At 63.3% G+C, this 13812-nt stretch carries 12 protein-coding genes; 6 read left to right on the top strand and 6 right to left on the bottom strand.

What is annotated here, in order from left to right:
• Positions 1-6: 6 nt before the first annotated feature.
• Complete coding sequence (locus BWR02_RS17105; RefSeq protein WP_139559123.1) at positions 7-1821, bottom strand: hydrogenase maturation protein; 1815 nt, start codon at positions 1819-1821, stop codon at positions 7-9.
• A 70-nt stretch (positions 1822-1891) separates the two neighbouring features.
• Positions 1892-2980, bottom strand: a complete 1089-nt coding sequence (locus tag BWR02_RS17100; protein ID WP_236102367.1) for a GlxA family transcriptional regulator — start codon at positions 2978-2980, stop codon at positions 1892-1894.
• Between the two features lie 474 nt (positions 2981-3454).
• Here BWR02_RS17100 and BWR02_RS17095 point away from each other — a divergent pair, with 474 nt between their 5' ends.
• Positions 3455-3691, top strand: a complete 237-nt coding sequence (locus tag BWR02_RS17095; protein ID WP_129882850.1) for a hypothetical protein — start codon at positions 3455-3457, stop codon at positions 3689-3691.
• 157 nt (positions 3692-3848) lie between these two features.
• Complete coding sequence (locus tag BWR02_RS20965; protein ID WP_162560206.1) at positions 3849-3992, top strand: hypothetical protein; 144 nt, start codon at positions 3849-3851, stop codon at positions 3990-3992.
• A 104-nt stretch (positions 3993-4096) separates the two neighbouring features.
• Here the strand turns inward: BWR02_RS20965 and BWR02_RS17090 are convergent, their stop codons facing one another.
• Complete coding sequence (locus BWR02_RS17090; protein ID WP_139559121.1) at positions 4097-5911, bottom strand: ATP-binding protein; 1815 nt, start codon at positions 5909-5911, stop codon at positions 4097-4099.
• Between the two features lie 14 nt (positions 5912-5925).
• Positions 5926-6648, bottom strand: coding sequence for a hypothetical protein (locus tag BWR02_RS21115; protein WP_201276306.1), 723 nt, complete (start codon positions 6646-6648; stop codon positions 5926-5928).
• Positions 6649-6714: 66 nt separating this feature from the next.
• Here BWR02_RS21115 and BWR02_RS21110 point away from each other — a divergent pair, with 66 nt between their 5' ends.
• Together BWR02_RS21110 and BWR02_RS17080 are read left to right on the top strand one after the other, a co-directional pair.
• Positions 6715-7146: a hypothetical protein gene (locus tag BWR02_RS21110; protein WP_201276305.1), complete on the top strand. Its 432-nt coding sequence runs from the start codon at positions 6715-6717 to the stop codon at positions 7144-7146.
• Between the two features lie 334 nt (positions 7147-7480).
• Entirely contained in the window at positions 7481-7696 is a 216-nt protein-coding gene (locus tag BWR02_RS17080; RefSeq protein ID WP_139559120.1) for a GDCCVxC domain-containing (seleno)protein, read from the top strand.
• Positions 7697-7828: 132 nt separating this feature from the next.
• Here the strand turns inward: BWR02_RS17080 and BWR02_RS17075 are convergent, their stop codons facing one another.
• Entirely contained in the window at positions 7829-8308 is a 480-nt protein-coding gene (locus BWR02_RS17075; RefSeq protein WP_139559119.1) for a nuclear transport factor 2 family protein, read from the bottom strand.
• 330 nt (positions 8309-8638) lie between these two features.
• Between BWR02_RS17075 and BWR02_RS17070 the strand changes: the two genes are divergently transcribed.
• Positions 8639-10078 carry an FAD-binding protein gene (locus BWR02_RS17070; RefSeq protein ID WP_139559118.1) on the top strand — a complete coding sequence of 480 codons (1440 nt, stop codon included), beginning with the start codon at positions 8639-8641 and terminating at the stop codon, positions 10076-10078.
• Between the two features lie 226 nt (positions 10079-10304).
• Positions 10305-11435 (top strand): 6-phosphofructokinase, encoded by a 1131-nt coding sequence (locus tag BWR02_RS17065; RefSeq protein WP_139559117.1) that lies wholly within the window; start codon positions 10305-10307, stop codon positions 11433-11435.
• Positions 11436-11686: 251 nt separating this feature from the next.
• On the opposite strand, the gene BWR02_RS21550 is transcribed toward BWR02_RS17065, so the two are convergent.
• Positions 11687-13576 carry a sigma-54 interaction domain-containing protein gene (locus tag BWR02_RS21550; protein WP_139559116.1) on the bottom strand — a complete coding sequence of 630 codons (1890 nt, stop codon included), beginning with the start codon at positions 13574-13576 and terminating at the stop codon, positions 11687-11689.
• Between the last annotated feature and the right edge of the window lie 236 nt (positions 13577-13812).

The following is a 13812-nucleotide window of genomic DNA, read 5'->3' as shown; positions in this document are numbered from 1 at the left end:
CGGGTCTCAGGCTGCCGGTCGTCCTTCGGACCAGCCCCTGGAAGCCAGCGCACAGCGATTGGCGGCGTGCGGCACCGCCTGCTCACAACCGGGATTGCGGCAGACGGCTTCCAGTGCGACCGCGCATTTCAAATGAGCCGGCCGCGGCTGCTTGCGAACGAATGCGGTCCTGGCCAGGTGATAGCTGGGGTCGTCGCCCCAGAAGTTCCGTTTCATCTCGGCGAGTTCGGCTCGACGATAGGACTCCAACGGCTTCACCTGCTCGTCGAAGCGGCGTCGATCGCGTTTCGCGGCGAGCAGCGCGTCGAAAGACGGACTGTGCGCCAGATGCTCGGCCATCCGCCGGATCTGCTCGTTGAAGCGCCCCAAGGCATTGTGGCCGAGATCGTCCTGGAGGATCACATCATCGATCAGGCCGATCGCCCTGGCTTCATGAATGCCCAGCGGCAGGCACTGTTCGGTCAGACGCTCGGCCAGCGTGTCGCCGACGCGCGCCGGTAAGGAATAGGTCCAGTACTCCGACCCGTACAGCCCGCCCATGCCCTTGTAGTGGGGATTCAGCACGATGCCCTCCCGCGCCAGGACTCGGTCCGCCCCCAGCGCCATCATGACGCCCCCGGCTCCGGCGCTACCGTACATCGCCGCGATGGTCAGATGATCTGTCGCGGTCAACAGGCTCCGTACGAAATCGTTCATCGCGTTGATGTTGTTCCAGGACTCCTCGGCCGGATCCGCCGCCGCTTCGATCAGATTCAGGTGGATGCCGTTCGACCAGAAATCCTGCCCGCCGAACAGCACGATGACCTTCGTCGGCCGCTGACGTGCGTGGAGCATCGCCTGTTCCAGGCGCCGACAATGATCGGTGCCCATCGCGCCGTTATAGAAGCGAAAGTGCACATACCCGACGTCATTGTGTTCCTCGTACCAGATGTCGCGAAACGTCGCCGTGTTCGTTTCCGCATCGATCGCGATCGGCAGTTCGGGCACCTGGCCCAGTTGATCGGCTACGACCATGGCCGCGGGCAGCTTGAAGAAGTCGTCAGCGTGCTCGCCCTTGCGCTTCAGGTGGGAGATCCAGACCGCCCCATCAACCGCGGCGCGGCAGATCGCTCCGTGGCGTTGTGCGATGATCTGTCCCGGGCGGCCGATCAGCGAACCCTCCTCGTGGACGCCATAGAGATAAACCGGCATGCCACCGATCTCATCCAGAACCCCCGGCGCGCCATCGCCGCAACGCACCTTGCGCAGTATCGTCGCGACCGGGTCGTTCGCCCAATCGATCTGCCGTTCGGCGGTCTTGACCAACGGGCGATAACGCCCGCGAACACCCGTCTTCGAGTAATCCAGTGGCGCCGGCACGAACAGGCCACTGTCGAAACGTCGGACGGCGACCAACATTGCCTTCACGGCGGCCTGCGTCACCTCGTCACGGTAAAGGCTGCTTTTGCTCGCGGGGCGCATCCGGAATTCGTAGGTCGCCCAGATCGAGCCGGAGTCGACATGCTCCGCGGCCTGCACGACCGTAACGCCCCAACGCTGTTCGTCGTTCAGGATCGCCCAATCGAGCGAGTTGCCGCCGCGATCGCCGACGATCCCGGGATGCAGAATCAGGCAGGTGTACCGTTCCCAGACATCCCGCGGGATCACCTGGGCCAGCATCGGACAGAGCACGAGGTCCGGTTCGAACTGCGCGACCGCCTCGCGCATGGCGTCGCCCGTGGTACCGACGGCGACACCGACCCAGTGGCCCAGGCCCTTCAGTTCCACGTGGGCGTGTTGCGTCAGGCTGTTGTAAGCGCTGGAAAGCAGCAGGATGCGCATGATGTAACCCCCTTGTCCTTGTCGTTGTGGTGTCGTCGGAGAAAGGACGCCCAGGTGTCCCCGGGCGTCGTCAGAAGCCGGTCATCTGGGCGCGGATCGTCGCGTCGAGTCGATCGACCGCGAGCGGTGGCGGTTCCTGGCCAGGGGAGGTGAAGCGTTCGCGATAGTTCACCGGGTTGACACCGAGATTGCGCAGGAAGGCACGGCGCATCCGTTCGGCATCGCCGAAGCCCGCCTTGACGGCAACGGATTCGATGCGACTGTCGGTCGTGCCCAGCAGATGACGCGCGGCGTCGATGCGGGCCTTCTCGACGAACTTGGCCGGTGTGAGTCCCGTCTCCAGTTGAAACACCCGCGCGAAATTGCGAGGACTCATCGCGACGCGAGCGGCCAGCGCGTCGACGCTGTGCTGCTCCGCGGGATTTTGCATGATCCAGAGCTGCAACTCGCGAAGGTCGGCATTCTTGGTAGCCTCGCTGACCAGGAAGCCGCTGAACTGCGACTGCCCGCCCGGCCGCTTGAGGAACACGACCAGGTAGCGCGCGGTCAGCAGCGCGGCCTCCCGCCCCCAGTCTTCCTCGACCAGCGACAAGGCCAGATCGATGCCCGAGGTGATTCCGCCGGATGTGGCGATGTGGCCAGCGCGCAAGAAGATGCGGTCCGGTTCCACCGAGACCGCCGGGTAATCGTGGGCAAAGCGGTCACAGAACGCCCAGTGCGTGGTCGCGCGGAGGCCGTCCAGCAGGCCGGCCTCCGCGAGCAGGAAAGCACCGGTACATATCGAGACGAGTCGCCTGACCCGGGTCGACATTGCGCGCACCCATGCGATCAAGCCCGGATCGGCCAGTACGGCGCTGATGTCCGGGGAGCCGGGTATCAGGAGTGTGTCGAGATCGTCCCTCAATTGGCCGTAGGCGCTGTCGGCATGGAGCCTGAGGCCCGATGATGAGGTGATCAGGCCTGGCTGCCTGGCCAGGACTTCGATCGGGTAGGGTGTTTCAGACACCACGCCGGCCTTTAGCAGACCGAGCGCGGACATCCCAAATACATCGAGCGGACCGGTCAGGTCGAGGAGTTCGACCCCATCGAATGCGACGATACCGATCCGCTTGACCTTCGCGTCGGGGGTATCCGCCTCTGGCACGAAAAGATGGTTCACCACGATACGCCTCCTTCGTTTTCTGGGTTCTGTCGCTCGGCGGCATCCGGCTCGTATCCGGGGCCGATCTCGCCGAGGCTGGAATGTTTCCATCCGGAACAAATTCCGGCAATGACAATCGCCCCTCGAATCCTGCCAATCCCTCAGGCAAACGGGTATTGGAGATCGACTGTCCTGGGTGGCATTCTGACGGCATGCGGTGCCGGAGGACGCCCGATTGCTCGACTGCCTGTCCTGCGATACCTCGACCATGGAAGATTCGACCTACGACGGATGGCTGCCCCGGTCCTGGTGCGCCGGGATCGCGCGAATCGCGCAGTGGCAGCCGTTGGTGCTTGGTTCCTGAGCTTCGAGGTGTCCGGACGCGTTGTGCGGCCCGAGTGTTGACAGCGTCGACCTTCGAGCGCAGCGTCTCGTTGGTTCGAACCACGGCACCGAAACCGCTTTCGGGCCTCTACTCAAAAGGGAGTCACCATGCGCCAAGACCGTATCCGGAATGTACTACTGGCAATCATCGCCGCCCTGTTGTTGCTGAACGTGAGCGACCGGTTGATCTCGTCGGCGCACGCCGTGGTCAACAAACGCTATCAGTGTGTGGAAGTGACAACTGCGCTGGAAGTGCAGAAGACCATGGATCGAGCCGTTGCCGAGGGCTGGGAGTATGTGGGCTCGATCGATCATGTGCTGATCTTCAAGCGATACTTTTTCTGAAGTCAGAGCCGGGCAGCGACAAACGGGGCGGTAAAGGCGTAGGTCACAGTCCTGTGTCGGGACGAAGCCACCCGGGTTCATCCTTACCCACGATGGCTCGTCGGCTCGTCTTCGGCGCTTTGACTGGCCGAAGGCGCTGCAGCGTCATCCCAGCACGGTGATCATCGTCAGGCCGCTCCTCGAGGCGATCGCGGGCCGGCGCGCCAAGCTTGTGCCGCAGGGGCGGCCGGAGAAAGCGGACGATAGCGGAAAAATAGCCAGCCCCTGTTTTTTGCTCGCAGCGCAGCTCTATCTGGCATAAGGTTCGGCCCCCGAAACGCGCATGAGCTCGCCGCTCGTAACCTGTACACCGGGCTGCCGCGCGATGTCCCGCTGGAGCCATCCAGGGGGTCGCTGGACGACGAATCACACCTTAGCGGCCTCGAGGCCCAATGCCTGTTCAAGAATCCCGCGCTCCTCCTGATTCAGGTCCAGCAGGGTCCCGCGGTCCTTCCCCCCGGACTTGAGAAAATCGACAGCCGTGCGAAATATGCGGAGGGGGATCCGGAAGGCGTCCATGTCCCGCCCGGCTTCTTGCCAGCACTGTGCCCATAGCTCCAGGTTGTCGGAGGCCGGCAGTCCCTCCGCGGAGCAATAAAGCGAGCCCAGATGCTTGATCAGTGCCCGGCCCAGGTGGGCGAGCGCGTTGTGTTCCGAATAGATCCGCGTCAGTTCACCGACCCGTTCCCGGCGGATGCCGGGAGTGAGCGTGCTGGCGAAGAGCGCCGCCACGATGCCGTCGGCATTGCCGAAATACGGGGAGGACCCCGAGGCACCGTCAGTCAGACCTTCCGTGAGTGTGGCGATCGCGGCGCTCCAACGGCCGGATGCAATGCGAATCTCGGTCAGAGTGATCCGAGCGTCCACATGCAGCGACGGAGGCGCTTCACTTGTCGACAGCGCTGCCTTGAGATCCTCTTCAGCGTGCAGCGCGTTCCTTTCGATCGCGGCTCCCAGATACCGGCGGTCCAGGCCTCCGTGGTCGCACCCTCGCGGGCGGGCCGCAAGATCATCGGCGTCGTACCAGACCCGCAAGAAGTCCACCAACAGGCGCAATGGCGTGCCGGCTTGATTCTCCTTGACCTCGACGCAGATTCGCATCAGGGGTTCGGCAATCTCGTACAGCGATTCGCGCCCCCGCTGGGCGGCCTGGACATAGCCGTTGGCGCGAAGGTCCTTGAGTTGCCCGGAGATGGACTGAGGGCTGGCGAAGAGCCGCCGGGCCAGATCCTTGACGGGGGTGGGGCGTTCGCGGGTGCAAAGATACTCGACGATTTTGCGCTGCAGCGGCGGAAGCCAGCGGATGCGCTCCTGATAGTAGGGCGTCATCTCGTCGATCATCCTTGAAAACGGCCCTACCAGGGCTTCGACACTGTCGCTCGTGATGAATTGAGACAGGACGATGTAGATGCGGTGGTTGCCGCCCGACAGGTGATGCAGGGCGCGAATCCGCGAGCGTCCGCGCGGGCTGCGCAAGAATGCCGCAAGGTCCGGTTGCTGTTTCAGCGCGGCGATTTTGCCTAGCAGTTCAGCCGCCTCTTCAACCGTCAGCGTGTCGAGCAGCTCGGTTTGAAAAAAACCGAAGAACACACTCTTGCGTTTGGCGATGTCATCCACGAGCCGCTGCGCAGTGGCGACGATGGACAGGATGGGATGTTCCTGAATGAAGGCTCGAAGCCGTTGCTGACCGGACTCACCCAGTCCCTGAAACAAGGCATCAAGATTCTCCACGGCCACCAGCAGGGTCCGGTCCTTCAGTTGTTCCCTTAGGAGCCTCCCGAGTTGGCTTTCGGCGGTGATGGGGTCCAGATCGTAGATTGGCTCCAGCGATGCCTCGCTGTAGCTCTCGTGGTACCGTCTGACGAGAGCCAGATAGATCCGGTGCAGAAATTCCAGCAAGGTGGTGCTCGTCTCGTCCTCGTTCAGCCAAGCGATGTGCAAGCGGTCACGGAGTTCGACGTCACTCCCGAGGCGATGGACCAGCAGTGTGATCAGGTGCGTCTTGCCGGTGCCGCGCGGTCCGACGAACAACAGGTGGTGTTTGTTGGGGGTGGTCGCGCTTTCGTGGATCCGCTCCACCGCATCCGCCAATATTTCCTGCCGCTGGACGAAGATGGATTCGAGATCCTCGGGAGCCGTGCGACTGGGCGTGAATACGGAAAGAAAAGTGTGATCGTTCATGACTTGGGAGCGGCTCAAAGGCCTCGGGAGAGTTTCCACCATCGCTGCAGCAGCGGGAACCGGAACCGGAAACGGCCCAGGTCGTCCCGAGAGAGGTAATGATCCTGCTCGATGCTCCTGAGCAAACCGATGAGTTGCTCGCGGTTACATCGGACGCCCATGCCCTTCAATTCGTTGAGCAGTTCACTGACGGAAACGGGATCCGCACGGACCGCAATGCCGTCGAGGATGCCGAGTACGGCAGCCTCATGGTCTTTGCCGTAGTAGACCGGGATCCGATCGCGGTAGTGATTCAACTCCCATGGATCATTGGGAGCGAGCAACTGACGCGTCACGATCTGATCGACAGCCTCTCGTGTCGCCTCCCGGCCCGATAACTTGAGTGTTTTGACGATGTGGTGGATGTAAAAGGGGAAGCCATCCGAAGCCTGAGCGATCGCCTCGGCAACCTGAGATGGCTCCGTTGCCGTTATGGCCTCCCCCTTCAGCAGTTTCGTTGCCAGGTCGATGGCCGACGCCGATTCCAGCACCTGGATCTCAAGCGAATACGTGTCATTGAGCGGCGCGTTGGCGTAGTTCTGTCCTTTCAGGCTGCGGATGACGTGATGGATCCCGATCGACCCGGTCAGAACCATCCGGAGGCCCTTGTCACCCTGATCCTGCCGGAATGCGCGCAGTGTATCCAGCACTTCCATGGCGACCGTCTCGCCCTCGCGCGAACAGATGCTGGCGAGCATGTAGGGCACTTCGTCCCACAGGAATAGCGGGCGCCCGTCGCGTTTCTCCTGTTCATCGACCAGTTCGTGGACGGCGTGGCCGAGCAGGTCTTTCCAGTGCGGCTGTGCTCCGAACTGCGGCAGCCGGAAGACGCCTCCAATCTCCGTCCCGCCGACTGTCTTGAGGAACGCCCAGGTCTTGCGGCTGGTACGCTGGCGCGCGGAGAGAAAGCGCTCTACCTCATGGTAGACGGCCAGAGCGAAATCGAGCGCGGTGTGGTACTGCTCCAGGTCCTGAAAGATCGGAACCCAGTTGCTGCGCGGTTCGGTGCGAAGTTTCTTGATGACCGTTGTCTTGCCGATGCGCCGCTCGGCATTGATACAGATCGACTGCTAATAGAGGATGTCCCAGATTTGCTGGATAACGTTGTCGCGACCAACCACTTCACTAAGGTCGATCTGACCCCCCGGATTTGCTTTCATGTCGATCCCTCCGCTCGGGGACACTTGGGAGTTTGAGAGTCCAATAAATGTACGCCTGATGTAACGTACGTGACATAGGACGTACTTTTACTGCGCACCTTGCACGAATGGAACAGCCATCCGCATGCTGGCGCGGTTGGGTTGTGGCAAGAGCGTGTTTGCCCGGCGCGCCTGGGTGGCTTGAGAGTTATCCGGGACGATCAGCCTCGATGCCGTCGGCGCTGATGGCAACTTCTTGATGGCAACAAGCCCGTCGCCGCGTATCGTGTGATCATCGACCCTTAGCGGGACGACGGCGTAGATCCGTCGGGCAATCGACCGCAGCGACCACCGCCGCGGGCTATCCATCCGGCGTCAGAGGGGAGGGGAAATGAACGGCCTCGTTCTGGAATCGACGATCACCTGCCCGCACTGCGGGCATGCCGCAACGGAAACCATGCCGACCGATGCCTGCCAGTTCTTCTACGAGTGCAAGGGCTGCCGTACGCTGCTGAAACCGAAGCCAGGCGATTGCTGCGTGTTCTGCTCGTATGGGTCGGTGCCGTGCCCGCCGGTCCAACGGCGAGAGTCCTGCTGCGCCCGCTAGGGAAGCTCCGATCTATGCCGAGCTTCCCGCGACACCGGGACGCACCGGCACTGAGCAAGGCCAGGATGGGATTGGTTCAGAGTTTCTCCGGCGTTGCCGGGACCGTCGACAGCCGGGCATCTCCAACCCGGTTTACAAACCCAGCTCACTCAAGCCCGGATGCTCGTCCGGACGGCGGCCCAGCGGCCAATGAAACTTGCGCTCGGACTCGGTGATCGGCAAATCGTTGATGCTGGCGTACCGGCGGCGCATCAGGCCATGCGCGTCGAAGGCCCAGTTCTCGTTGCCGTACGACCGGAACCAGTGACCGGAATCGTCCCGCCACTCATACGCGAAGCGCACGGCAATCCGGTCGCCGGCGCAGGCCCACAGTTCCTTGATCAGCCGGTACTCCAGTTCCCGTGCCCATTTGCGGGTCAGGAACTCAATGATTTGCTCGCGGCCCTTTGGGAATTCGGCGCGGTTCCGCCATTCGCTGTCGGGCGTATACGCGAGGGCCACGCGCTGCGGGTCGCGGCTGTTCCAGGCATCCTCGGCCAGTCTGACCTTCTGTGCCGCGGTTTCAGGCGTGAACGGCGGAAACGGCGGGCGGGGTTCGATAGGCTGATTCATGGTGGGGTCCTCGCTTTATTGAATGTCGCAGGCCACTTACCCGGAAATCATGCCCGTTTCTGAGGGGCGAGTGGGAACGCGATATTGGCGGATAGTCGCACCGCGCCGCAGAGCACGGCGACAAGAACGGCCGCCGGCTGTATAGCCGTGCGAGCAGTCTCCCATTATCCGGCTTTTACCCGTCCGAGCCAGAAGTGGCCGCTGAGCCAAGGTTCGGAGTCGACCTCGCTCGTTGACAAGGTATCAAGTCGGGCTTATGTTCCGGCCACTGGTCGCTAGCGATCAGTTCTAATACGAACGGCTTAGTCAATAGGGGGAGAGGCTTTCCGTATGCAGAGAAGAACCTTCATTGCGACCATCTCGGCGCTCACCGTCGCCGCCTTCGATCCAACCCGCCGGTCCTGGCTGACCGCCGCCGAAGCGGCGTACCCGCAGGCGATTCCAGTCCCGGAACTCGATGGCGAACTGACCGTCGATCCGGAGGCGCTAGCCGAGGCGGCCGACGACTTCGGCCACATCGTTTCCCGGGCGCCCATCGCCGTGTTACGCCCCGCCTCGGTCAAGGATATCGTCAAGCTGGTCAAGTACGCCAACCGTAACGGCCTGAAGGTGGCGATGCGCGGACAGGGCCACTCGACCTACGGACAGGCGCAGGTTGCCGGCGGCATCGTGATCGATTCGCGCACGCTGGCGGCCATCCACGAGATCGAGGACGACCGTGTTACGGTCGATGCGGGCGTGACCTGGAACGCCCTCCTGGCCGCCACGCTGGCCAGGGACCTGACGCCCCCCGTGCTGACGGATTACCTCGACCTTTCCATTGGCGGCACCCTCAGCGTCGGCGGTATCGGTGGGGCGACGCACCGCAAGGGCGTGCAGGTCGACAATGCTCTCGCGCTCGACGTAGTGACCGGCGACGGTCGGCTGGTCCAGTGCTCAGGGCGCAGGAACCGCGCGCTCTTCGAGGCCGTCCTGGGCGGGCTCGGGCAGTATGGGATCATAGTCGGGGCCACCCTCGCGCTGGAGCGGGCGAAGAAAAACGCGCGCGTCTACCGTCTGTACTACGCCGATCTGGACCAGTACGTCGCGGACCAGACCTTCCTGGCCGAGGACGCTCGGTTCGACTACCTGGAGGGGCAAGTCCTGCCCAACGGCGCGGGAGGATTCCAGTACATGGTCGAGGCCGCCGTCTGGTTCTCTCCCGCGTCGCGGCGTTCGGCGCCCGATGATGCCAGCTTGCTCGCCGACCTGTCGTTCGACACCTCGAGCATCGAGGATCTGACCTACGACGGATGGCTGCGCCGGCTCGAACCGACGGTCGCCTTCCTGCAGCAGATCGGTGTCTGGGCCTTCCCCCACCCCTGGATCGATCTTCTGGTCCCGGCGAGCGAGGCCGCCGACGTCGCCCGGCTCGCGCTTGCTTCCGTGTCGCCGGACACCCAGGACCCAATGCTGTTCTACCCCTTTCCGCGCCGCAAACTCACCCGCCCGTTGTTCATGGTGCCGGACGAGCCGGTCATCTTCCTTTTCGACATCCTGCGCACCGCACCGCCCATCCCCGGCGTGGCCGACTCGCTCGTGCAGCTGAATCGTTCCATCTATGACGCCGCTGCCGCACTCGGCGCCAAGAAGTACCCGATCAGCAGTATCCCGTTCGCGGTGTCCGACTGGCAGGCGCACTACGGGCCGCAGTGGGCAAAGGTGCAGGCGCTGAAGCAGGCGTTCGATCGGAACCACACACTGACACCCGGGCAAGGCATCTTCGCCTGAGACGGGGAGCGCTCGGCGGGCGCTCCCGCGCCAGCGCACGGGCGGTGCGGGTGGGTAGGTCCGAGCCCCGCACGCCGCGTGCGCGAGGTGCTTGCCCATGGCGGCGCGGCGTCGGCCCCTCAGGACTGGCGTCATTGTTTCCCTTTTCCGCTGGCATGCTCGCGGCTGAATGCAATGCGAGGGTGCTAAAGTCGATGACCAGCCATCGAGATAAGGGAGAGTTCGCATGACGAAATCCATCGGTATTCTCACGGCGGGCGGGGACTGTCCTGGCCTCAATGCCGCTATCCGCGCCGTGGGAAAGACCGCGGTCGACCATTACGGCTGGAATGTCGTGGGCTTCCAGAACGGCTTTCGAGGCCTGATGGAGAATCGCACCATCGCGCTCGATGGCGACGCGTTATCGGGCATCCTCACCGTCGGCGGGACCATACTCGGCACCAGCCGCGACAAACCGCACAAGATGCCGGTCGGCGGCAAGGTACTGGATATGACCGATGCGATGATCGAGGTCTACCATCAGCATCACCTGCATGCCCTGGTATGCCTGGGCGGCGCCGGTACCGCAAAGAATGCCTACCGTCTGGCGCAGAAGGGGATCAACGTCATCAACCTCCCGAAGACCATCGACAACGACATCTACGGGACTGACATTTCGTTCGGCTATGACACGGCCCTGAGTATCGCCACTGAAGCCGTCGATCGCTTGCACAGCACAGCCCACAGTCATCACCGCATCATCGTCGTGGAGACCATGGGACACAAGGTGGGCTGGCTGGCCCTCGGCGCCGGGATAGGTGGCGGGGCCGACGTGGTGCTGATTCCGGAGATTGCCTACGACGTTGACGCCGTCGCTGCCGCGCTGCTGCAGCGGGTGCGGCGCGGCAAGCGCTTCAGCATCGTGGCCGTGGCCGAGGGCGCCCAGTCGCAACAAATGGCCAGGGAACTTCACGAAGCGCAGAAGCCGCTGGGCAAGGACAAGCACGGTGCGGCGGCGGTTAAGGCAAAGGCCCGACTGCTCGAATGGGAGTCAACGCGAACCGACCATACCCTGCGGCTGGCACAGCAACTGGAGGAACTGACCGGGCTCGAATCACGCGTCACGATCCTGGGTTACGTGCAGCGCGGCGGCACACCGACCCCTGCCGATCGCGTGCTGGCCACGCGGCTGGGCACGGCCTGCGCGGCCCTGATTTCTCAGGGTCACTTCGGGGTTTTGGTGGCGGCGCGGGGCGACCACACCGAGGCAGTGCCGTTGAAGGACATCGTCGGCAAGCTCAAATACGTGCCAGTCGATCACCCCTGGCTCGAAAGCGCTCGCCGTATCGGAATCTGCCTGGGAGAGAAGGCCCCTTAGTTGCCGCTGCGGGATCACCGCAATCCGCGTTATACCCAGGTCGCCTATGGGCTGTCTGAGCCACGATGAAGCTGATGGGGCGTGTCTGTGGCGCGCGAACTTGTCCTTTGGCCCCCAGACAGGCCAGAGCCATGGGCCGGACAGGATCGGTCTTGACCACAGGTTCGCGATACGCCTTTCAGAACAGCAGGATAGGCTTGATTGCATCATCGCGGCAGCGCGCGCGGACGCCCGGCGGCACTTCACAGCACTTATCTGAGCCCGAGCTTTTTGATCCGATAACGCAAGGTGCTCGGATGCAAGCCCAAGATTCGTGCCGCTCCGCTAGGACCTTCGATGATGCCACCCGTCCCCTTCAGCACGGCGGCGATATGCTCGCGCTCGACGTCCTCGAGTGCGGGGCTCGGCGCGGGATGTGCCGCGGTTCCCGCCGCCGCCGAACCGGGCAGCATCTCGGCCTCGATTTCGAGGCGCGGACCCTCGGCAAGAATGATCGCCCGCTCGATGACGTTCTCCAGTTCACGGATATTGCCGGGCCACCGGTAGGCCTGTAACCGATGCAGAGAGTTTGCGCCGATGCCGTCGATGTGTTTGCCGAGGCGCGGCCCGAACTTGTCGATCATGAATTGGGCCAGCAACGGAATGTCCTCCAGGCGCTCCCGGAGCGGTGGGGTCGCGATCGGAAAGACATTGAGGCGGTAGTACAGGTCGTCGCGGAAGGTCTTCTCGGTCACCGCCTGTAGCAAGTCGCGATTGGTGGCGGCGATCACGCGCACGTCGACGGCGATCGGTGCCTTGCCGCCGATGCGGTCGAACTCCCGCTCCTGTAACACGCGCAGCAGCTTGACCTGGACTTCCAACGGGATTTCGCCGATTTCGTCGAGAAAGATGGTGCCGCCGTGCGCCAGTTCGAAGCGCCCGATGCGCCTGGCGAGGGCTCCGGTAAAGGCGCCTTTTTCATGGCCGAATAGCTCGCTTTCCACCAGTCCCGTGGGCAGGGCGGCACAATTGAGCTTGACCAGGGGCTTGTCGCGCCGCGGGCTGGCGGCGTGGATGGCGCGCGCGACCAATTCCTTGCCGGTACCCGACTCTCCCTGGATCAGTACCGAGGCGTCGGTGCTTGCGACCCGGCGGATGTGGGCGAGCAGTGCGCGAATCGCGGGGCTCTGGCCGACGATCCCTTCGATATTGTGGGTCTCCTGAATTTCCTCCTTCAGATAACGATTCTGCGCCTTGAGCCGGGCCTGTTCCTGTTCCATCAAAACCCGTTCGGTGATGTCGATGAACATGGTCCGGGTCGTCCGGCCGCGGGGATCGGGCTTCGACCACCATTGAATCCATACCGGTCGGCCATTGTCCTTCCGCCGGAGTTCCAGCACCGTGCCGGTATCGCCCGTATCCTGGCCGATGGTGCCTAACGCCTCCTGAACCCGGCGCTGTGCGTCGGGTGAGTCCGGCACCAGGGAGCGGCCCAGAAAGCCTGGCACGTCTTCCGGTCCGATGCCGAGGATGCGCATGGCTGCCCGGTTGGCGCTGAGGAAACGGGAGTCCAGGTCCTCGTGAACGTAGGCGATGGGAGCCTCTTCGAAAAGATCCCGGAAGCGCTCCTCGCTTTCCCGCAAGCGCTCCATCATCCGGAGGCGTGACAGCTCGGCGGCGGCCCGCGCCGCAAAGATCCGGAAGGTGCAGAGCAGCCGGGATTCGGCGGGCATTTCCTGGCGATCGAAGATGGCCAGGTGCCCGAGGATCTGGTCGTCCGCATCGCGCAGCGGTACCCCCAGGTAGCTCTCCACGCCTTCCTCTTTTGGAAACCGGGCCGAAACGGCCGCCGGGTAATGGCAGAACTCGCCACTCAGGACGATCTCGCAGGGCGTACCGGCGAGTTCCCATTCCTGGGTGTCGAGAAACGCCCCGTTGTTCCAGTAGGCCAGGGAGCGGGCTCGGGTCTTCTCATCGGCGAATTCCGCGACGAAGGCGCCGGTCACACCCGTTGCCCGGGCCAGGTTGCCTACCAGGGCCCGAAAGAAGTCCTCGCCAATGGCCTGGGCCGTGCCTTCCACCAGGGCACGCAGGGTGGCGAATTCGCTGGGATCGGCGGAGTTTCGGGATTCTGGCGAGGCTAGTGGGGAGGCCTGGGACATAGGCGGGCGGGTTCCGGTGTCTAGGCCGCCATCTTACCCGGTTCCGCAATACCCCCCACCAAATCTGGTGGCTGCCCTCAACGATTCGTGGCCGGGCCGGCCCCTGGCAACGCTTTGAAGCGTTATCCACGATGCTCCAAGCGACTGTATTTATTGCGCCTTAATGGCCACTTCAGAACCTGGCACGGCATTCGCTGTTAAGCCTCCGTCGCGATGAATGACCGCGACCGACTCCT

This window comes from Methylotetracoccus oryzae, assembly GCF_006175985.1.
Lineage (GTDB): Bacteria > Pseudomonadota > Gammaproteobacteria > Methylococcales > Methylococcaceae > Methylotetracoccus > Methylotetracoccus oryzae.
Note: the sequence above shows the minus strand (reverse complement) of the source record. Positions and strands in the feature narration are given on the sequence as shown.

Excerpts from the sequence above, each read along its gene's own strand:
- BWR02_RS17105 (WP_139559123.1), bottom strand. The coding sequence starts at position 1,821 with ATGCGCATCCTGCTGCTTTCCAGCGCTTACAACAGCCTGACGCAACAC.
- BWR02_RS17095 (WP_129882850.1), top strand. The coding sequence starts at position 3,455 with ATGCGCCAAGACCGTATCCGGAATGTACTACTGGCAATCATCGCCGCC.
- BWR02_RS17090 (WP_139559121.1), bottom strand. The coding sequence starts at position 5,911 with ATGAACGATCACACTTTTCTTTCCGTATTCACGCCCAGTCGCACGGCT.
- BWR02_RS21115 (WP_201276306.1), bottom strand. The coding sequence starts at position 6,648 with ATGCTCGCCAGCATCTGTTCGCGCGAGGGCGAGACGGTCGCCATGGAA.
- BWR02_RS17080 (WP_139559120.1), top strand. The coding sequence starts at position 7,481 with ATGAACGGCCTCGTTCTGGAATCGACGATCACCTGCCCGCACTGCGGG.
- BWR02_RS17075 (WP_139559119.1), bottom strand. The coding sequence starts at position 8,308 with ATGAATCAGCCTATCGAACCCCGCCCGCCGTTTCCGCCGTTCACGCCT.
- BWR02_RS17070 (WP_139559118.1), top strand. The coding sequence starts at position 8,639 with ATGCAGAGAAGAACCTTCATTGCGACCATCTCGGCGCTCACCGTCGCC.
- BWR02_RS17065 (WP_139559117.1), top strand. The coding sequence starts at position 10,305 with ATGACGAAATCCATCGGTATTCTCACGGCGGGCGGGGACTGTCCTGGC.
- BWR02_RS21550 (WP_139559116.1), bottom strand. The coding sequence starts at position 13,576 with ATGTCCCAGGCCTCCCCACTAGCCTCGCCAGAATCCCGAAACTCCGCC.